The following is a 19,941-nucleotide window of genomic DNA, read 5'->3' as shown; positions in this document are numbered from 1 at the left end:
AAATATAAATGGGCTTGACTTATCAGTTTATGATAATTCTCATATAATGATATTTAAAATCGCTATATAAACCTGCATAAAAAAAACAATGGAAAAAAAACATTTTTAGTAAACTGTGGCCAATAATTTATAAATTTTGTTGGTTTTTATTCCTTAAAGCAGCCATAACGGCAATTATTACCATAAACGCTGCAAGCACGTACACAAAAGTTGGAATTGGCAACGGATCGCCAGCCGCATAACTATGCAAACCGGCCAAATAATAATTGACCCCAAAAGAAGTCATGATAATAGACCAAAACGCAAACATACTGGCCACATTAAGCACAAAAGGATTGTTTAATTTAGGTATAAAGCGCAAATGCAGTACGATGGCATATACTATAATACTAATTAGTGCCCAGGTTTCCTTTGGGTCCCATGCCCAATAACGCCCCCAAGATTCATTGGCCCACACACCTCCTAAAAAAGTGCCTACTGCCAGCACAAACAAACCTATGGTCATGGCAATTTCATTTATATAAGTTAGTTCTTTAATTTTAATTTCAATGATGCTTTTGTTTTTTGGTGTTTTAAATATATAAAGCAACAAAGCCATAATGCCCAGTATGGCCGACAAAGCTAATGGTGCATAACTACTTACTATGGTTGCAACATGTATTTTTAACCAATACGATTTTAAGACAGGCATTAAATTGGTGATTTCAGGACTTAACCAATCTAAATAACTTACAAACAACAGCGCGCCTGAGAACAGAGTGGCCAGTGGCAGCGAAAAATCAGATTTTCTAAATGTTAACAACCCGCACAAAACCAGCACCCAAGCCACAAAAATAAGCATTTCATACCCGTTGCTCCATGGTGCATGTTGTGCTACATACCACCGCAGTATTATGTTTCCCGCAAAACACAAAAAGAAAATTAAGGTTAATATGATGAATAGGTTGTTTAGTATTTCTACCCATTTTTTTTGTGAAAACATTTTAACAATGGCTAAAACCAAAAGTGCCAACCCAAGCATTAAAAAAACTTGGAACAGCCAAAAATTGATGTTAGCCTTATTATACCAAATTTCAGCTTCAATACGCTCGGGTGTTGGTATAATTTCAGCCCCTAAAACTTCTTGGTATTTTTTGATGTATAAAAGTTTTTCATGGGCATTTTCGTAATTATTACTGGCTATATCGTTAAAATATGAAGGTATCACTGTTTTTGCAAACTGTCCGTCTTCAGTAGGAAAATCATTAAAATTGTGGGTATAGCTAAACCAAGTGTTGTTTGTATCGTTTTTGTTTGGGAATATTTTTAAGTAATTCCCAATAAAAACATTGTACAGGATATTAAAGCGCTCATCAATTTTCAATATTTCCTTATCAAACTCGTTTCTTTCGGCGGGTTTCTTTTTATTGGCCTGTTCCACTTGGTTTGTTAAAAGGTAGTCCCCATTGGCCTCCAACAAATCTGTAAAGGCATATAAATTGTTTTTACCTTTTTGGATCGTATCAAATAGTTTGCCCGTTTTATCCGTATCCACTTTTATTATTGGAATACGTTGCCATACCTGAGGCATGATATGCATGGATAAAAAGGTTTGATTGGCATCGTAAACGACGGTCTCATTGTTTATTGGGTAAGTGAATTTCGATTTTCTTGAAATTTTTCTAAGAAATTCCGAAGCCAACGTATTGATGGGCTTGATGCGTCCGTCAATATCTTGCACTAAAAGCCTTCCGAATTCATCGGCATGGTTTTTATCAATCTGAAGGTTTTTGATTGCCGTTTCAATAGTACTTTGAGGCACTTTGTTGGGTTGCGTTTGCGCATAGCCTATTGATGTGCCCATTAGCAAAAAGGCCAAAGGTAAAACAGCTTTTTTCTTAATTTGATTTAGTTTTTTATTGATAACTGTAAAACGCGATGTTTTTCCAAAAAGCGTAAAAAACATGCCTACCGTCATTAATAAATAGCCCAAATAGGTTACCAAAGTGCCCATGCTATCATGATTTACGGAAAGCACGGTGCCTTTTTCATCGGTATCGTAACTGGCCTGAAAAAAACGATAGCCTTTGTAATCCAGTACATTGTTCATGTAAATTTTAAAGGGTATTTTATCCGTGTTATCTAAAATTGTTACTTCGCTTGCATAAGCCGAAGGACTTGAAGAACCGGGATACCTTTCCAACTGAAAATCGTTCAACTTAATAGAGAATGGGGTTTTTATGGCACCTGCACCATAAGATAATATTACTTTAACACCTTGTATTTCAACGTTATGGTGTGTTGGTAAAAATCCTTCCCTATACAATATATTTACAGGTTGTTCTTTTCCGTTCACGGATACGTTTACAATCAAGGCATCGTCCTTGGTTTTGTCGTTGTCCTTTAATTTTTCCGAGCTGCTTTTAAGTTCAAATTTCCCTTTTTCATAATAAGCCAAGGGCACGAACGAAATATCTCCTGCTCTATATAAAGTTCTTAAGGTAATGGCTTGCAAACTATCTTTATGCACTTTTCCTGCTTGTTGAGAGGACATGATGAAAAAATCCAGGTCGTGTGGTGCAAGGATGTTAAATAGGCCATCTTTTTCAATAATATTTATGATGCCCTTTTTATCAGAATTGAATCCTATTTCGTGTTGATGGTCTCCTATTTTTTCTATTTCACCCTTTTTAAGGTAAACGGTATTCCTGCCATCGCCATGGGTTACCACCATTTCTAATAATGGTTCGCCCGATACGGCATCATTCACCACTTTGGGAACAGCATCGGCTATATTACAGCTATTAAAAACACAGCGGTGGTGCGCCATCTTGATTTTTTATCGGGTAATATGTTTCTACTTAATTTCAATCTAAAGAATATTTTTTATTGGTTTACATTATATTTTGAACACAAAAATCTTTTAATTCTTGAATAAATAAACTGATATTTGTCATAATTAAGCAAATATAAATATTTATCCTTGCGAAAAAAATCAATAATTGTACTGATAAAAACTCAAAAAAATAAAAATTTAGGACGCGAGAAGAAATAAAAAAGTGGCCATTCCATAAAATTGAACAGCCACTTGCGGTAACCTACTTTATTAAGGTTGGGTTATTTTTTAAAGGTATATGAAATTCCTAGCATAACCATAGAAGTTGTCATATCATAAGACACGTTACTGCCAGAAATAGCGCCATAAGGCGGGTTGCTTGCCACAAACATGGGGTTTAACAACTTACCCGATGTTTTGCCGTCGCTTGCCCCATAATGATAAACTGCATCCATTTTCCAATGGTCGTTAGCTTCATAACTAAAACCAGCTTGATATGCATTTTTTATGATGGCCGTTGCGGGAATATTAAAAAATGCCACATCACTACTTATAGGGTTTGAGCTGTAGGTATAACCTATTCGCAGCGGCAATTTATTTATGGCCTTATACTGAAGACCTGCTGATAGAATACTGATATTTTTCCATCCAAACCCAGAAACGGATGCGGTTTGTGTCCATCCTGTTTTTGAAAACCCATCGGTGTTCTCATAATCAACCCTTCTAAAATCGAGCGCTAAATCCAATGCGTCGGTTGAATACCCAAATCCAAGTGAGAAAATCGCCGGATAATCCATTTGGAATTTATTTTTACTGGTGGCATTATCTAAATAGGTGTTATCGAATTCAAATTCGCTAAACTTCTGCGTCGTTTTGTATGAAGCACCCAGTTTTAGTCCGAAACCAGAATCATAAAACAACCCAAACTGTGCACCCAGACCCAAGGCGGTAGCCTTATCGGTTGAAGGATACCCAGCCATAGACGGATTTGCGGTAGGATTGGGCGCTAACTGTAAAGTAGCGTAATTGAAGGTTGGTTCAATACCTATTGAAATATTATCGGTAAGTTCATAAGCCCAGGTTAACCCTATTTGCATTAAAATATAATCGGATTCAATACGGCCAAAACCACCATTGCTTTGTGGCATATTGATAGGGTTTGTCATACTTTCTGGAAACGTAACCCCAAAACCACTAATTCCAAACGCCGAGGCACCAAAGGTACTCTTGCTACCTTCTTTACCCCAAACCATCGCTAGTGCTGGCATGGGCGAAACCCCTCGATCATCCTTGGTATTGCCACTAAATAGGCCACTAGGAGTAGGTGCGGTTGAATACAATTCGGGCGACGAATAAAACAACCCAATATCAAATTTCAAAATTTTATCATTGAACGTTGAAAGTGCTGCAGGATTCCATTGTAAAGCACCCGATATGTCGAGCGGTTGTGCAGTAGATGCGCCACCCATAGACATATTTACGGCTCCAACGCCCTGCATGATGTGTCCTGCTTGCGAAAAAACAGAAGTTGTAAAAAACAAAAACAAAAATTTAAAAAGGTTGGTTTTCATAATTAGATTTTTTATGCATCCGTTTATAGATGCCGATTAAAAAAATGAATAATACCAAATTAACTTTTAATGAGACACTTATCTATGACTTTTGTTAGGTTTTAAAAAAATAAAACCGCTGTAACCCCTTATGTAACCTATGTTACACAAGCATTTGGCTTTCTTGTTTATGTACTCTTTGAAGTTGGCTTTTAGAAGTTTTTTACATTGCATTTATGTAAGAAACAGCATTTAAGATGCATCAATAAGATGGCAATACACAAGATTTACTTATTTTTTTTAACATTGGGTTAATTCCTTGTTGTAGTGTATGGTTCATTACCTTAGAATCCTCTTTATGGCATTGTAAACAAGCGCCCACCAAAAGCATTTTCTTCTGCTCTTCTATATTGAAAGGCCTGTAATCTGTTCTTGTAGATTTTATTATGGATTTATGTTCTTTTTTCAAAAACGGTATCCATGCATCCTCAGGCAACCTATCATGCATGTTTAAGGCATATTCTGGAGTAAAGACCCATTTGCCTATATTGTTTTTAATATCATAAATTAAAGTGCCGTTTCCATACCCCATGGAAGCTGCATCTGCATGGCACGACTTACAATTACGAACGTTTTTTGTGGTGGTATGTGGCGCATTGGGTGCATACAACCGGTGAAACAACACGTCCTGCCCTACTTTTTTAGTTGAATAACTGCCTTTAGCGATGGTTAAAATCATACCGGGAATGGCGGGCTCTATCTTTTTGCCGTCTTCATTTTCCCGAACGCCCATGGCTGGTTGCGATGATGAAAATTCAGCAACATACTCTTTCCATTGGCCTTTTACAAATTTTTTATCCAACAAATCAAACCCTTGTGCTTCTTTATCAAATTGATTATGGCAACCAATACAACGCGGCGCCCATGAAGAATGACAGGCCGAACAACTCACGTTTTTATGGGCATTATCCCTAGAACACACCTCCGATTGTGGGTTTAATGGATGAAGTTTTCCATCCTTTTTTCCTATTAAATAGGCATTCCCTTTGGTGTCAACAAAAGTATTCACTAAAGGATTTTTGTCTTTTTTGGTGACTATAATTTCTTTATCGGTATGTTTATAATTTCGATGCAGAAATACTAATTTACTCTCAGTATCTAAATTTTTATAAGGAATGGTGTTTGGTTTTCCATTTACATGGCAATCTATACATTGTATTTTAACCGCTTGTTCTGCATGCGAATAGTTTTTTCCATCTCCCATAGCCTCATGCGACGAATGGCAGTCTATACATAACATCCCTTTGGTATGGTGCACATCTTCTTCAATAAATTTATAAACCCGACCATCTTCCATAACATTGTAATCGCTATTGTTTTTAACACTTTCTTCATCTAGCAAAGTTTCCTGCAACCCCATATAATTCGTTGAAATTCTACTGGAACGACTGTGGCAGCCAAAACAGTGGGTATCATTTACGAATATATTTGTTGAAGGATGAAATTTTGGAAGCATCTTTTTATTTGAAGCCAGATAGTTGTTTAAATCGGTTTTCGATTGCTTGGAATAGTTCAAATGGCAGGCATTACAACCTCCTCCCCTACTTAACTGATTAATTTCTCCGTATTGAGTTTTTTCGGCCCCTAAATGGCAATTGGCGCATAAATCGCGAAGATGTTTTTCAGAGGGCGAATTTTTTATATCCTTGATATGATAATGATAATTTGGGCTATCGGCTTCACCAAAAACAAATTTATCAACCGCCACAATGCCACTATTGGTGGTCATTAACGATTTATTTATTTTGTTCAATTCGTTTGGGTGGCAAGTGCCGCATGTTTCCTTGGCATCGGATAAATTTCCGGGAATTAAAACCATGCCATTATGGGCTCCATTTTTATCAAACGAATCCGTATTTCCTAAATGGCAACTCGCACAACCTATAAGCTCTGGATTGTGGTAATTTGAAAAACCCTTCATGTTGCTATGGCATGCAAAACAAGATTCAGACTGGGCGACTTCTGAACTTAATGCCCCATTTTCATAAATGTCTTCTGAAGTAAAATGAACCTTATTTCTAAAAACGAACAACAAAACGAATACCACGAAAAGTAATACCAAAATTCCTTTAAAATTGTTGCTGTGCTTCATGGTTTTAATCGTTGTTCAAAATTACATTATTTTCAAATGTTTTGGCATTATAAAACACAAATAAAAAAAACCTTATGTAACATTTGTTACATATAAAATGTTGATTACATGATATTTATCATATCATCACACGTTGATTTTAGATATTTTTAGTTCCGAAAAACAACGACATATATGACGACTTCAAGAAGAAAATTTATTAAAATTTCTGCCTTAGGTGTTGGAGGGTTGGCTACTGCTTCTGCCGCTTATAACATGTTTGGAACTACCTCATTTTTAAACACTTTTAGTGCACCAAATAATTCCAAAGCCCTTAAAAGAACAGCTACCTATTGCGAAGTTTGCTTTTGGAAATGTGCCGCTTGGGCCTATTCGGATGGCGAAGGGCATATCCAAAAAATAATTGGAAATGACGACGATCCGCACTGTAACGGCAGACTTTGCCCCCGCGGGACTGGTGGCGTAGGAATGTATAACGATGAAGACCGCTTAAAAACCCCTTTAATTAGAACAACCATAAACGGTGAACAAACCTTTCGGGAAGCCAGTTGGGACGAAGCATTGAATGTTGTGGCCTCAAAATTAAAAACTATTAAAGATAACCATGGAGCAGAATCCATTGCGTTGTTAAAACACGGGTGTCCCGGTTGGCATTTTGAGCACTTATTTAGAGCCTTTGGTTCAGACACTACTGCCGAACCTGCTTTTGCACAATGCCGTGGCCCACGGGAAACGGCTTTTGCCCTAACCTTTGGTTCGTGGGTAGGTTCTCCCGAGCCAACCGATATACGCGATACTAAATGTTTGGTACTTATTGGTTCGCATATTGGCGAAAACATGCACAATTCGCAAGTTCAAGAAATGTCCGATGCCATTGATAACGGTGCTACCATAATTACGGTGGACCCCCGTTTTTCAACGGCAGCTAGTAAATCACAACATTGGTTGGCCATTAAACCTGCAACTGATATTGCGCTGTTGCTTTCGTGGATGCACGTTTTAATTGAAGAAGAATTGTATGACAAAGCGTATGTTGAAAAATATGTTTATGGCTTTGATGAATTAAAAGCGCACGTGCGTGAATTTACCCCAGAATGGGCTTATGGTATAACCACCATAAAACCTGAAGAAATACGAAAAACGGCCAGGGCCATGGCGCATGCGGCTCCCGCTGTGATTGTGCACCCGGGGCGCCATGTAGTTTGGTACGGTGATGATACCCAACGTGAAAGAGCCATAGCCATTTTAAATGGATTATTGGGTTCGTGGGGGCGTCGTGGTGGTTTCTATCTTAAAGATAGCATTGCAATTCCCGATTTTCCGCATCCTGAATATCCAAAACCAAAATGGGACTGGAGAGACATTGGTGAAAATTACCCATTGGCCCAAATGGGACTTACCAATGAAATCATCAAAGCTTCCATACCAAGTGAAAATGCTAAATATCCCGTTAAGGCGTGGATGGTTGCGGGCACTAACCTTATAAAGTCCATTCCAGATACCATACAATTACAAAAAGCACTGGAAGCCCTCGAATTTTTAGTGGTGGTCGATACCATGCCTATGGATATTACGGGATATGCCGATGTAATTTTGCCCGAGTGCACCTATTTGGAACGTACCGATATTGTGCGTTCTGCCACCAACAGAGAACCTTCCATTGCTGTTAGGTTTGCAGCGGTACCACCCAAATACCAAACCAAACCGGGCGCTTGGATAGCTAAGGAAATTGGGATGCGCTTAGGGTTGGAAGCTTATTACCAGTATGATGATTTTGATGAGGTTGTTAATTGGCAGCTCAAGGAAATGGGCACCTCAAGAGAAGAAATGGAAAAAATAGGGGTGAAAAAATACCCACGACAATCGGGGTCTTTGTATTTGAATGAAGATGAAGTGCATCACTTTGGAACGGCTAGCGGGAAAATTGAGTTTTATTCGCACGAGTTGAAGGATTTAGGCTTTGATCCGATGCCAAAATATACCCCACATCCAGAACCTCCGCAAGGTTTCTATAGATTGAATTATGGCCGTTCGCCCATGCACACCTTTAGCAGAACTTCCAACAACCCCAATTTAACCGATTTAAAAAAGGAAAACGACCTTTGGGTAAACCCTAAGGTAGCGAGAATTATTGGTTTAAAGACCGGACAACGCGTTTGGTTGAAAAATCAAGATGATATTATCTCCACTTTTTCAATAAAAGTTAGGGTTACCGAACGCGTCCGTTGGGACTCGGTTTATATGGTTCATGGGTTTGGTAACGACAATAAAAAACTAACCCGTTCGTATGGCAAAGGTATTGACGATACCCAGATGATTTCAAGAGTATTTACAGACCCCATAATGGGCGGTACCGGTATGAGAGGCAATTATGTGTCCATAGTAACCGAAAACCCACATAAAAACGAAGCGATATGAGATACGCCATGGTAATAGACACCTTAAAATGTGTTGGATGTAGCGATTGCGTTGTTGCCTGCCAAACAGAAAACAACGTTCCCATTGGATATTGCAGGGACTGGATAACCGAAACAGTTGATGGCACTTACCCAAACATTGTTTTAGAATTAAAATCGGAACGTTGCAACCATTGCGATAATGCACCTTGTGTACGCTGTTGCCCAACGGGAGCCAGCCATATTGTTGAAGGTGGCATTGTTTTGGTTACAGCAAATGAATGTATTGGTTGTGGTGCCTGTATAGAATCTTGCCCGTATGATGCCCGTTACCAACATCCCGATGGGTATGTTGATAAATGCACCTTCTGCCATCACCGGTTACAAAAAGGCCAACTGCCCGCTTGTGTTTCGGTGTGCCCCACCAAGTGTATGTATTTTGGCGATTTGGACAACCCAAATAGCGAAGTTTCCCAATTATTAAAAAATAGAAAACACAAAACATTGGCGCCAGAGGCCGGCACAAATCCCCATGTGTTTTATCTCATTTAAAACAACCATCATGCAAGAAGAATTATTTACTAGCGGAAGAAACATTCCAAATATAGATCCTTCACTACAAATTTGGCATTGGCCCATATCATTATACTTGTTTTTAGGCGGACTCGCAGCAGGCATCCTGTTTTTTGCAGCTTTATTTTATATATTGAACAAGGAAAAAACCTACCCCACTGCCGTTAAGATAATTTCCGTTGTGCCGCCCATTGCATTGTCGTTGGGGCTTTTGGCACTGGTTTACGACTTGAACCACAAACTTTATACATGGCAACTCTATACAACCTTCAGGATAGAATCGCCTATGTCGTGGGGCGCATGGGTTTTATTGATTGTTACGCCATTATCGTTTATATGGACCTTTAGTTATTACAGAGAAGTGTATCCGGGGTTGGAATCTAAATTAAAATTATTCCAAAAGTTTAAATTCTTAAATACATTCGAGCATTTCATCATAAAAAACAGAAGGCATATCGCCTATGCCTTAATTCCATTAGCGTTGATATTGGGCGTTTATACCGGAATCCTATTATCTGCATTTAATGCCAGACCACTTTGGAACAATGCTATTTTAGGCCCCTTATTTTTAACTTCAGGACTTTCAACCGGGGCAGCGGCCATCATTTTACTTTCAAAAAACACCGCCGAACGCCACCTATTCGGAAAAATAGATTTAGCATTGATTGTTATTGAACTAGCATTAATAGCACACATGCTCATGGGCTATTATGCGGGCTCACAGGTTCAATTGGAAGCCATGCAATTATTGGTGGGTGGCGATTTTACCGTCATGTTCTTCGGTTTTGTGGTCATTCTTGGGCTTATTGTGCCGGCGGTTCTTGAGCTGATGGAACTTAAAGGCTATAAAGTGCCCGTAATCGTACCTGCCATGTTGGTATTGATTGGCGGACTCATCTTTAGGTTCGTTATGGTTGAAGCAGGACAACTAACGCGTTTTCTTTATTAAAAACTTTAAATTATGGATATAAAAAATCAAACAAATAGTCATGTTTACTGGAACCCGTATTTCGGCGGATTCATTTTAGGCATCATCATCATTTTTACTTTTTATGTTACAGGAAGAGGTTTAGGGGCCAGTGGCGCCATGAAAAGCAGCGTGGTTACCCTGGTTGATACCGTTGCCCCTACGCATGCCGAAAACAATGCCTATTACAGTACGTTTATAAGTGAAGACGATTCACCAATGAACACCTGGTTGGTTTATGAAGCTTTGGGCGTATTGATTGGGGCGTTCATTTCGGGCGGTTTAAACGGAAGGATACGTTGGCGCATACAACATTCGCCAAAAATTACCAGTCAACGCCGATTGGTTTTTGCCCTATTGGGCGGTATTTTGTTTGGTTTGGGTGCCCAAATAGCCCGTGGTTGTACCAGTGGTGCTGCTTTAAGTGGTATGGCAGTACTCTCAACCGGAGGTTTTATAACCATGCTTGCCATATTCGGTTCTGCCTATGCAACGGCTTATTTTTTTAGAAAAAATTGGATTTAATCAATAAAAAAACAACACTATGGGACCATTAATTCCTAATCATTTAATTCCAATTGAATGGAATAGTATCATCGCCATTATAATTGGTATTGCCTTTGGTTTTGTGCTCGAAGCTTCCGGCTTTTCTTCTTCCAGAAAACTTGCAGGCGTATTTTATGGCTATGATTTTGCAGTACTTAAAGTATTTTTTACCGCCGCCATAGTTTCGGTAATAGGCCTTTATTATATGGATTATTTAGGGTATTTGGATATTACACAGCTCTACGTGCACCCTACTTACTTATGGGCCGCCATTATAGGGGGCGTTATTATGGGCGTGGGGTTTGTTGCGGGCGGTTTTTGCCCCGGTACCAGTTTGTGCGCTGTGGCCATTGGTAAACTGGACGCTTGGGTGTATGTAGGCGGCATCTTGCTTGGTATTTTCATGTTTTCTGAGCTTTTCAATGTTATCGAGCCTATATACGATGGCTATTTTTTAGGAAATATAACGCTCATCGATTCCTTTGATTGGAACCCTTATTGGTTCATTTTTATATTTTCAATTATTGCCATTGTTGCTTTTGCAGTGGCAGACATGGTTCGGAAAAAAGTAAAAAAAGTGTTTTATTAATTAAACAGCCCATAAAATGATTAAAAAACAAACGGCAAAAATTCTAGCCTTCAGATATAAAATATTGGCACTTATACTCGTCATTCTTGCTGGCGGATTGGTTTTATTGCCAAAATACCAAAAGAATGAAGGCATTAAACCCGAGCAATTGCTTGCCAATGCCATAAGTTTGGAACGCTATATAGCAACCGATCAAATTGCCCATAAATTAATAAACCAAGATCCTTCGTTTATTTTAGTGGATGTTCGGGAGGAGGCCAGCTTCAAAAAGTATTCGTTGCCTAACGCTATAAATATTCCGTTAAAAAAAATATTGGATGCGGAATCTGGCGCGTTTCTTAACCAAAATCAATTTGATGTGGTGTTTTTCTCAAACGACAATTTTGAAGCAGATCAAGCGTGGATGCTATGCAATCGTTTAGATTATAAAAATCTGCGCGTTTTAAAAGGTGGCATCAATAGTTGGTTCAAAACCATCATCAATCCACCAAAACCAACCGAAGATATGCCCGAAGAAGCCCATAATTTATATACTGCCAGAAAAGCCGCAAGTATGTTTTTTGGTGTTGCATACCCCGACCAAGTGCAAACAGACCCTTTGGAAAAAACACAAACAGCCCCAAAACAAATAATTACGGTTAAAAAGAAAAAGAAAGCTGCAGAAGGCGGTTGCTAATTTTATAATAATGGTTTAAAAGTGTTCAATAAAAAATAAAACGTATGAAAGAATTAGAAAAAATACAGAACATATCGGTTGCTTCCACCCTATTTATACTGATGGTCATTATTGGACTTTTAACCTACAAAAAACCTAAAAACACTTTTAAGCTCAACACCAAAACAACCCTAGAGAACATAACAACTGGTCGTTTTTTTGTAAACCAAAACAATTTGGACCATCCCAACTATGCGCTTATAGATATACGAAGTCCTTATGAATTTCAAAAAGGCCATCTAAAAAACGCTAAAAACATCTATACGCCAGAGCTATTGAACGACACGCATTTGGACTATTTCAACAGTTTAAAAAACCAAGGAAAAACAGCCGTTTTATATGGTAATAACCCAGAGGAAGCCAATGCCCCTTTTTTGGTGCTTTACCAATTGGGCTACAACAACCTAAAGCTACTAAAGGCAGAACAGCACTATTTTCAAAATAAATTGATAACAACGCCCGTTGAAGTTGAATCATCGCAGGCCGATGTTGCTGCATTTATTAAAGAATCGGTAAAAAACAGCGATGCTAACGCCGAAATTAATGTGATTTCACCTATTAAAAAAGTTATTACCGTACAACCTAAAAAGAAAAAACACGCCGAAGGAGGCTGCTAAATGAAAGGGTTGCTCTTGAAAAGTTGACTAAATATTAAACAACGCATTGGTTGTTCCAAAGTTCTTTCGGCAAAAGTTAACTGGTATGTTTTCATTGCAATAATTGAATAGAAACTGATAATTGTCATACCCTTCAATCTTAAAATTTCGTTATATTTACAAATACATAACGACAGGTAAATGATAACCATTTCAGAAGCCATTCAAATAGTAGAAACCCATTGTGTCCCGCTTTTTAAAAGCAGCCTTAAACCTATTGAAAAAGCAGGTGGCTACCAATTGTTTTCAGATGTGATGTCGCCAATATCCATGCCTCCCTTCCGGCAATCGGCCATGGATGGTTATGCCGTTTGCCTGCACGATGGCCTTACCTACCGGCTTATTGGTGAAATTAAGGCGGGCGATTCACACCAAATCATTTTAAAAAAAGGGGAAGCCGTAAGAATATTTACGGGGGCTCCCGTTCCTGATACTGCAAATGCGGTAATTATGCAGGAAAAAGTTACGGTAAAAAATTTGCAGATAACACTTGCATCAAAAACCACTATAAACCATAACATTAGGCCTGTTGGCGAACAAGTAAAAAAAGGGGAATTAGCTTTAAAAAAAGGCACAAAATTAACTCCTGCCGCCATTGGGTATGCATGTTCGTTGGGCATTCAAAACGTGTCGGTTGTTAAAAAGCCCCATATCGCCATTGTAACAACGGGCAACGAGTTGGTAGAAGCTGGCAACCCATTATCGTATGGAAAAATATACGAGAGCAATTCCAAAATGCTTCAAAATGCGCTTTACAATCTGAAATTCTACGATGTAACCATTCATAAAGTGGAAGATGATTATGCAAAAACTCGGGATAAATTAGAAGAAGTCATTAACGAAAATGATTTGGTTATTATTTCAGGTGGCATTTCGGTGGGCGATTACGATTTTGTTGGAAAAGCCTTGGAAGCACTTAACGTTGAAACCCTTTTTTATCAAGTAAAACAAAAACCCGGAAAACCTTTGTTCTTCGGAAAAAAAGAAGATACCGTTGTTTTTGCGCTTCCAGGAAATCCTGCTGCGGCCCTTACCTGTTTTTATATTTATGTTTATATCGCATTGCAAAAAATGATGGGTAAAAATGAAGTGGAATTACCTAGGACAAAAGCTAAGTCGTTATCGAATTTCATTAAAAATGGCGACAGACCACAGTTTTTAAAAGCCATTTATCACCATGGAAACGTTGAAATTTTAGAAGGTCAAAGTTCGGCCATGTTGCAAACGTATGCATTAGCGAACGCCTTGGTATATATGCCAGAAAACGTTTCAAAAATAGAAATGGGCAACCCTGTTGAAGTTATTTTATTACCTGCATAAATAAGTGATGGATTAAAAATTATGAGCTATAAAATTAAAAGTCGGGTGTGGATTGAATACAACAATCATGTGTTTTTGGGCGAAGGGCGCGTGCAATTATTGAAAGCCATTAATGAAACCGGCTCACTATCAAAAGCTGCACAATCGTTAAACCTATCCTATAAAAAAGCATGGCATTTATTAAACTCGATAAACAAATCGGCTAAAAAACCAGTTACCATAAATAGTACTGGCGGCAAAGGTGGCGGTGGCACCCTATTAACCGATTATGGCAAATCATTAATCGATGTTTTTAACGACATCAACCAAAACTGTTGGAGATTTTTGGATGAACAACTTCAAAAAATTGACAATTTATAGATATGTAAAATACGCTAGACACTTATAAAATGTTACAAATTGAAAACCTATATCTATTCCTATTCATTTTACCCATCATCTCGTTTTTGTATGCTAGTGTAGGGCATGGTGGCGCCAGTGGGTATTTAGCGCTTATGGCATTATTTTCGTTTGCACCAGAAACCATGAAACCCACGGCCCTATTGCTTAATTTGTTTGTGGCGGGCATTTCGTTTTACTATTATTTTAAAGAAGGATTTTTCAATAAAAAATTATTTCTTTCATTTGCTGTCACTTCCATTCCCTTGGCTTTTCTTGGTGGCACTATTGAAATTGACGCCGCCATATATAAAAAAACATTGGCCGTTTTATTGGTGTTTGCCATCTTAAAAATGCTGAATGTATTTGGTAAGGAATCTGAAAACATAAACCAGGTAAAACTTTGGCACGGACTTCTGGCTGGGGGCATCATCGGGTTCTTTTCCGGATTAATCGGTATTGGTGGCGGCATTATTTTAACCCCGTTAATTTTACTGCTTCATTGGGGAAACATGAAAGAAGCGGCGGCCGTTTCAGCCTTATTTATCTGGGTAAACTCTGCAGCAGGATTGGTTGGTCAACTAAGTAGTGGTGTTACCTTGCAAACAGATATGTTTGTTTTAGTGGCCATTGCCTTAATTGGCGGTGTATTAGGAGGGTATTTAGGAAGCAAAAAACTTAACAACCGCAGTTTGCGTTACCTATTGGCCCTTGTTTTGGCAATAGCCTGCTCAAAATTATTTTTCACATAGCGATGATTGACAAAAAAAACATAACAGGTATTATACTTTCGGGTGGAAAAAGTTCGCGCATGGGCACCGATAAAGGGTTTTTATTGTTTAAGGGGAAACCGTTTATACATTACAGCATTGAGGCGTTAAAACCTTTTGTGTGCAATACAATCATCGTTTCTAACAATAAAGAGTACGACGTTTTTGGATTAAATCGTATTGAAGACATTTTTGAAAATGCGGGTCCGTTAGCAGGCATCTATTCCGGTTTGAAGCATGCTTCAACCGCCTACAATCTCGTTTTAAGTTGCGACATTCCGTTAATAAACAGTACCATTTTACAAAAACTGATAAATGCCGTAGATGCGGTTTCCAACGTCATTCAAATTCAAAGCCAAGGCAACAACATGCCACTTATTGCACTATACAAAAAACCGTGTGAGCACCAATTTTTAAAACTTTTAAATGAAGGCGAACGCCGATTGCAATTTGCGGTAAATCAATGCCAAGTTAAAAACGTGGTTTTGAGCAGCGAAGAAGAATTGTTTACAATGAATATCAATACTCCAGAAGCATTAAAAACTATTATAAAATGAGAATACCCATAAAATATTTTGGATTAATTGCAGAAATTACGAAATGCCAAGAGGAAACCATCTCTTTTTCCGGAAGCTTTATTTTTGAACTTTTGGAAACATTGCATTCAAAATATCCAGAACTAAAAAACAACGGTTTTCAAGTAGCTCAAGATCGGGCATTGGTTACGGTTGAAACCAGATTAACAGGAGAAGAAATAGCGTTATTGCCGCCTTTTTCGGGAGGTTAAAACAACCCGTAAGGTCTTTGAGACCTTGTAGTTTTAAAACAAATAATCATAATACCACAAGTTATTGAAAACCTTGCAGGCGTAAAACCAATAAATAGCAGGATGAAATTCCTGCCTTCATAGAGATTATGAGATACAACAGACAAATCATCCTTTCAGAAATCGGGCCATTGGGTCAGGAAAAAATTTCCAAAGCCAAGGTTCTGGTGGTTGGTGCAGGCGGTTTAGGTTGCCCAATTTTGCAATATCTAACAGCCGCAGGTATTGGAACGATTGGGATTATAGATTTTGATGTGGTTGAAGCATCCAATTTACAGCGTCAGGTTTTATTTGGCACTTCCAGCTTAGGGCAAAATAAAGCCGAAGCCGCAAAAAAACGCTTGGAAGATTTAAACAACACCATCAAAATCCAAGCATATCCGTATAAATTAAATTACCAAAATGCACTTGATTTGTTCCATCAATACGATATCATTGTAGATGGTTCCGACAATTTTGAAACACGCTATTTGGTAAACGATGCCTGTATTTTAACCAACAAACCACTAGTTTATGGTGCTATTTTTAAGTTTGAGGGTCAGGTATCGGTTTTTAATTATCAAAATGGGGCGAGTTATCGGTGCTTGTTTCCAAATATGCCAAAAAAAGAGGCGGTTCCCAATTGCTCACAACTGGGCGTTTTAGGGGTTTTACCCGGTATTATTGGAAGCATGCAAGCCAATGAGGTTTTAAAAATTATTTTAGGCATTGGAACGGTGCTTTCCGGAAAACTGCTATGCTTCAACGCTTTAACTAATGAAACATTAATTTTAAGAATTACAAAATCTGAAAAAACCATATTTGCGATATTAAACGCTAAAGATGAATTTCATAAAACACATTTGAATGTCGATTGTAAAACGGCACCCACTTCAATTTCCATAAATGATGTTTTCAACAAAAAAAACATTCAATTTATTGATGTTCGCGAAGCAGATGAGTTGCCAAAAATAGACCTTTTTGATGTTGTTGAAATTCCTTTAGGCGAATTGGAACATCGTTTGGATAAAATCAGTTTAGAAAAAGAAACATATTGTTTCTGCCAATCGGGAACGCGAAGCGAGCAAGCTGTTGCTGTTTTAAGGAAACATAACATTACCAATTGTTACAACATTCAAGAAGGTGCTTCGGAAATAATACAATCCTTGAAGGTCTAATTAAAATCATCATTATGGAAACCAGAACACCAAAAAACGTATTCAAACAAGGGGCTATTTCTTCAGGATTTATTGGAGATTCCATCGCAAAACACCAAGCCAAAACAAGCATTGGTGCCCACAACATTTTTTTAGGACAAGTAAGAGCAGATGTTATTGGTGGCAAAATAGTTTCGGCCATAGAATTCACCGCTTACGAAGCCATGGCAAACCAAAAGTTCGATGAAATTCGAGAAGCTGCTTTTCAAAAATTTGAACTCACTTGCATGCACATTTTTCATAGTTTGGGTACTGTAAAAGCAGGTGAAATTTGTTTGTTTGTGTTTGTTTCGGCACCACGGCGAAAAGTGGTTTATAAAGCGTTGGAACATATTGTGGAAGAAATTAAGGCCAACGTACCCGTGTTTGGAAAGGAAATTTTTGAAGATGAGACGCATCAATGGAAGAAAAACTAATGATTCGACATAAAGTATTTGCCCAAAACATTCAATACATACGAAACAATAAAAAACAATAAAAATCAATTTATAATCAATCCCGAAAATGGTCGATATTACACATAAAACCAGCACATTACGAACCGCCGTGGCCCAAGCGCTTGTAAAAGTGAGCAAACCCGAAACCATACTTGCCATTCAAACGGACACGGTTCCAAAAGGCAACGTATTTGCCATGAGTAAAGCTGCAGGGTTATTGGGCGTTAAGCGCACACCCGATATTTTACCCGATTGCCACCCCATACCCATTGAATTTACTGGGGTTGAATACGAAATAAACGGATTGGAAATTGCCATTTTGTTTACCGTAAAAACCATTTATAAAACGGGTGTCGAGGTTGAAGCAATGCACGGCGCCAGCGTAGTGGCCTTAAATATGTACGATATGCTTAAACCCATCGATAAAGGCATCGAAATTCAACATATTAAATTATTGAACAAAAAAGGGGGAAAATCAGACTTTAAGCACCGTTTTGTTAAAGATGTATCGGCGGCCGTTATTGTGTGTAGTGATAGCATATCGGGTGGCCATAAAGAAGACAAAGCGGGAAAAGCCATTATTAAAAAACTGGAAGCTTGTGAAGTAAAAATTGAAGCTTATGAAATTATTCCTGATGAGTTGGAGGTAATTCAATCGAAAACAAAGCAGTATCAAGAAAATGGCATTGACCTTATTATTTTTACGGGAGGCACCGGACTTTCGGGGCGCGATGTAACTCCAGAAGCACTTCTGCCATTGCTTGATAGACGCATTCCGGGTATTGAAGAAGCCATTCGTAATTACGGACAAGCACGCACGCCCTACTCCATGCTTTCAAGAAGTGTTGCGGGTACCATAAAAAACTCCCTAGTATTGGCATTACCGGGTTCCACAAACGGAGCAGGTGAATCGATGGATGCTATTTTTCCGTCTGTATTGCATATTTTCGGAATTTTAAAGGGCGCAAGACATGATTAATTTTTGTCGCTCAAAGACACAAAGTAATAGCATTGAATCGATAAAAAGCATGGCCCACAACAAAAACATATTACAAGATTCACACGGCAGAACCCATACCTACTTGCGCATCTCGTTAATTGAACGTTGCAATTTACGGTGTTCGTACTGCATGCCCGAAAAAGGTGTGCAACTCTCGCCCAAGAGTCATTTAATGACCTACGAGGAAATTTTTGAAATCGCGAAAACCTTTGTAAAACATGGGGTTAACAAAATAAGACTCACTGGCGGCGAACCCTTCATTAGAAAAGACATTCCCGTTATTTTAGAAAAGCTCGCATCGCTTCCTGCGGAGCTTTCCATTACTACAAACGCCATTATTATTGATAAATTTATGGATGTTCTAAAGTTGCATGGCGTAAAAAAAATCAATATCAGTTTAGATTCATTAAACCGTGAAAAGTTCAAACATATAACCCGTCGCGATCAATTCGACATTGTTTATAAAAACCTACTCCTTTTAGTTGAAGAAAATTTTAACGTAAAAGTAAATGTGGTATTAATAAAAGGGTTTAATGATGATGAAATCGTTCAGTTTATAAACCTTACCCAAAACCTGCCCATTACTGTTCGTTTTATTGAATTTATGCCCTTCGATGGCAACAAATGGGATATGGGTAAACTGGTGTCGTATGAAAAAATTATGGATTATGTTAACGTTTCATTTCCCAAAGAGAACATTCAACGGTTACAGGATGCACCAAACGACACCTCAAAAAACTATAAAATATCGGGTTACAAAGGCAGCTTTGCCATTATCAATTCGGTTACCAATCCGTTTTGCGATTCTTGCAACCGCCTGCGTTTAACAGCCAATGGGCAACTAAAAAACTGTTTGTTTTCTTCCACAGAATCAAATTTATTGGCCACTTTACGCGAAGGGAAATCCATAGAACCCATTATTCATAAAGCAGTCCAAACGAAACTTAAAATGCGCGGTGGCATGGACACTTTGGAAAAGCTTCAAGAACCAAAACGACATAACAACAACAGAAGTATGATTACTATTGGAGGGTAATATGTTCAACCCGACAGTT

General features: G+C 38.3%; 19 protein-coding genes. 16 read left to right on the top strand and 3 right to left on the bottom strand.

What is annotated here, in order from left to right:
- Positions 1-127: 127 nt before the first annotated feature.
- From ccsA to GQO80_RS01690, 3 genes are all read right to left on the bottom strand, one after another.
- Complete coding sequence (gene ccsA, locus GQO80_RS01700) at positions 128-2,809, bottom strand: cytochrome c biogenesis protein (RefSeq protein ID WP_157206466.1); 2,682 nt, start codon at positions 2,807-2,809, stop codon at positions 128-130.
- A gap of 287 nt (positions 2,810-3,096) precedes the next feature.
- Entirely contained in the window at positions 3,097-4,386 is a 1,290-nt protein-coding gene (locus tag GQO80_RS01695) for an OmpP1/FadL family transporter (RefSeq protein ID WP_157206465.1), read from the bottom strand.
- Between the two features lie 241 nt (positions 4,387-4,627).
- Positions 4,628-6,517 (bottom strand): hypothetical protein, encoded by a 1,890-nt coding sequence (locus tag GQO80_RS01690; RefSeq protein WP_157206464.1) that lies wholly within the window; start codon positions 6,515-6,517, stop codon positions 4,628-4,630.
- Positions 6,518-6,691: 174 nt separating this feature from the next.
- On the opposite strand from GQO80_RS01690, the gene GQO80_RS01685 reads away from it, so the two are divergent.
- The 16 genes from GQO80_RS01685 to moaA all read left to right on the top strand — a co-directional run bounded on the left by GQO80_RS01685 (position 6,692) and on the right by moaA (position 19,922).
- On the top strand, positions 6,692-8,935 hold the full coding sequence (locus tag GQO80_RS01685) for a molybdopterin-containing oxidoreductase family protein (RefSeq protein ID WP_157206463.1): 2,244 nt from the start codon (positions 6,692-6,694) through the stop codon (positions 8,933-8,935).
- The gene (locus GQO80_RS01680; protein WP_157206462.1) at positions 8,932-9,465 is read left to right on the top strand and encodes a 4Fe-4S dicluster domain-containing protein; all 534 of its coding nucleotides are present in this window, start codon (positions 8,932-8,934) and stop codon (positions 9,463-9,465) included. The genes GQO80_RS01685 and GQO80_RS01680 overlap by 4 nt, the downstream gene beginning before the upstream one ends.
- A 10-nt stretch (positions 9,466-9,475) precedes the next feature.
- Entirely contained in the window at positions 9,476-10,435 is a 960-nt protein-coding gene (nrfD, locus tag GQO80_RS01675) for an NrfD/PsrC family molybdoenzyme membrane anchor subunit (RefSeq protein ID WP_157206461.1), read from the top strand.
- A gap of 12 nt (positions 10,436-10,447) precedes the next feature.
- Positions 10,448-10,978, top strand: a complete 531-nt coding sequence (locus tag GQO80_RS01670; RefSeq protein ID WP_157206460.1) for a YeeE/YedE thiosulfate transporter family protein — start codon at positions 10,448-10,450, stop codon at positions 10,976-10,978.
- 19 nt (positions 10,979-10,997) lie between these two features.
- Complete coding sequence (locus GQO80_RS01665; protein ID WP_157206459.1) at positions 10,998-11,588, top strand: YeeE/YedE thiosulfate transporter family protein; 591 nt, start codon at positions 10,998-11,000, stop codon at positions 11,586-11,588.
- Positions 11,589-11,604: 16 nt separating this feature from the next.
- Positions 11,605-12,264 (top strand): rhodanese-like domain-containing protein, encoded by a 660-nt coding sequence (locus GQO80_RS01660; protein WP_157206458.1) that lies wholly within the window; start codon positions 11,605-11,607, stop codon positions 12,262-12,264.
- 44 nt (positions 12,265-12,308) lie between these two features.
- Positions 12,309-12,920 (top strand): rhodanese-like domain-containing protein, encoded by a 612-nt coding sequence (locus GQO80_RS01655; RefSeq protein ID WP_157206457.1) that lies wholly within the window; start codon positions 12,309-12,311, stop codon positions 12,918-12,920.
- Between the two features lie 180 nt (positions 12,921-13,100).
- The gene (locus GQO80_RS01650; RefSeq protein WP_157206456.1) at positions 13,101-14,279 is read left to right on the top strand and encodes a molybdopterin molybdotransferase MoeA; all 1,179 of its coding nucleotides are present in this window, start codon (positions 13,101-13,103) and stop codon (positions 14,277-14,279) included.
- A gap of 21 nt (positions 14,280-14,300) precedes the next feature.
- Positions 14,301-14,639: a winged helix-turn-helix domain-containing protein gene (locus tag GQO80_RS01645; RefSeq protein WP_157206455.1), complete on the top strand. Its 339-nt coding sequence runs from the start codon at positions 14,301-14,303 to the stop codon at positions 14,637-14,639.
- Positions 14,640-14,668: 29 nt separating this feature from the next.
- Complete coding sequence (locus GQO80_RS01640) at positions 14,669-15,409, top strand: sulfite exporter TauE/SafE family protein (RefSeq protein ID WP_157206454.1); 741 nt, start codon at positions 14,669-14,671, stop codon at positions 15,407-15,409.
- Positions 15,410-15,411: 2 nt separating this feature from the next.
- Complete coding sequence (gene mobA / locus GQO80_RS01635) at positions 15,412-15,984, top strand: molybdenum cofactor guanylyltransferase (RefSeq protein WP_157206453.1); 573 nt, start codon at positions 15,412-15,414, stop codon at positions 15,982-15,984.
- Entirely contained in the window at positions 15,981-16,214 is a 234-nt protein-coding gene (locus tag GQO80_RS01630) for a MoaD/ThiS family protein (RefSeq protein WP_157206452.1), read from the top strand. Before mobA ends, GQO80_RS01630 begins: the two co-directional genes overlap by 4 nt.
- A gap of 128 nt (positions 16,215-16,342) precedes the next feature.
- Entirely contained in the window at positions 16,343-17,410 is a 1,068-nt protein-coding gene (moeB, locus tag GQO80_RS01625) for a HesA/MoeB/ThiF family protein (RefSeq protein WP_157206451.1), read from the top strand.
- A 14-nt stretch (positions 17,411-17,424) separates the two neighbouring features.
- A complete protein-coding gene (locus tag GQO80_RS01620; RefSeq protein ID WP_157206450.1) occupies positions 17,425-17,865 on the top strand; it encodes a molybdenum cofactor biosynthesis protein MoaE in 441 nt (146 codons plus the stop codon).
- A gap of 88 nt (positions 17,866-17,953) precedes the next feature.
- Positions 17,954-18,865: a bifunctional molybdenum cofactor biosynthesis protein MoaC/MoaB gene (moaCB, locus tag GQO80_RS01615; RefSeq protein ID WP_157206449.1), complete on the top strand. Its 912-nt coding sequence runs from the start codon at positions 17,954-17,956 to the stop codon at positions 18,863-18,865.
- Positions 18,866-18,914: 49 nt separating this feature from the next.
- Positions 18,915-19,922 (top strand): GTP 3',8-cyclase MoaA, encoded by a 1,008-nt coding sequence (gene moaA / locus GQO80_RS01610; protein WP_157206448.1) that lies wholly within the window; start codon positions 18,915-18,917, stop codon positions 19,920-19,922.
- Positions 19,923-19,941 lie beyond the last annotated feature (19 nt).

Origin of the sequence: Mariniflexile maritimum (genome assembly GCF_009746565.1) — a bacterium.
Classification (GTDB): Bacteria; Bacteroidota; Bacteroidia; order Flavobacteriales; family Flavobacteriaceae; genus Mariniflexile; species Mariniflexile maritimum.
Note: the sequence above shows the minus strand (reverse complement) of the source record. Positions and strands in the feature narration are given on the sequence as shown.

Coding starts and splice junctions, on each gene's coding strand:
- GQO80_RS01685 (WP_157206463.1), top strand. CDS start 6,692: ATGACGACTTCAAGAAGAAAATTTATTAAAATTTCTGCCTTAGGTGTT.
- GQO80_RS01690 (WP_157206464.1), bottom strand. CDS start 6,517: ATGAAGCACAGCAACAATTTTAAAGGAATTTTGGTATTACTTTTCGTG.
- GQO80_RS01620 (WP_157206450.1), top strand. CDS start 17,425: ATGGAAACCAGAACACCAAAAAACGTATTCAAACAAGGGGCTATTTCT.
- GQO80_RS01640 (WP_157206454.1), top strand. CDS start 14,669: ATGTTACAAATTGAAAACCTATATCTATTCCTATTCATTTTACCCATC.
- moeB (WP_157206451.1), top strand. CDS start 16,343: ATGAGATACAACAGACAAATCATCCTTTCAGAAATCGGGCCATTGGGT.
- GQO80_RS01680 (WP_157206462.1), top strand. CDS start 8,932: ATGAGATACGCCATGGTAATAGACACCTTAAAATGTGTTGGATGTAGC.
- moaA (WP_157206448.1), top strand. CDS start 18,915: ATGGCCCACAACAAAAACATATTACAAGATTCACACGGCAGAACCCAT.
- GQO80_RS01665 (WP_157206459.1), top strand. CDS start 10,998: ATGGGACCATTAATTCCTAATCATTTAATTCCAATTGAATGGAATAGT.
- GQO80_RS01630 (WP_157206452.1), top strand. CDS start 15,981: ATGAGAATACCCATAAAATATTTTGGATTAATTGCAGAAATTACGAAA.
- mobA (WP_157206453.1), top strand. CDS start 15,412: ATGATTGACAAAAAAAACATAACAGGTATTATACTTTCGGGTGGAAAA.
- GQO80_RS01670 (WP_157206460.1), top strand. CDS start 10,448: ATGGATATAAAAAATCAAACAAATAGTCATGTTTACTGGAACCCGTAT.
- moaCB (WP_157206449.1), top strand. CDS start 17,954: ATGGTCGATATTACACATAAAACCAGCACATTACGAACCGCCGTGGCC.
- GQO80_RS01645 (WP_157206455.1), top strand. CDS start 14,301: ATGAGCTATAAAATTAAAAGTCGGGTGTGGATTGAATACAACAATCAT.
- ccsA (WP_157206466.1), bottom strand. CDS start 2,809: ATGGCGCACCACCGCTGTGTTTTTAATAGCTGTAATATAGCCGATGCT.
- GQO80_RS01655 (WP_157206457.1), top strand. CDS start 12,309: ATGAAAGAATTAGAAAAAATACAGAACATATCGGTTGCTTCCACCCTA.
- nrfD (WP_157206461.1), top strand. CDS start 9,476: ATGCAAGAAGAATTATTTACTAGCGGAAGAAACATTCCAAATATAGAT.
- GQO80_RS01695 (WP_157206465.1), bottom strand. CDS start 4,386: ATGAAAACCAACCTTTTTAAATTTTTGTTTTTGTTTTTTACAACTTCT.
- GQO80_RS01650 (WP_157206456.1), top strand. CDS start 13,101: ATGATAACCATTTCAGAAGCCATTCAAATAGTAGAAACCCATTGTGTC.
- GQO80_RS01660 (WP_157206458.1), top strand. CDS start 11,605: ATGATTAAAAAACAAACGGCAAAAATTCTAGCCTTCAGATATAAAATA.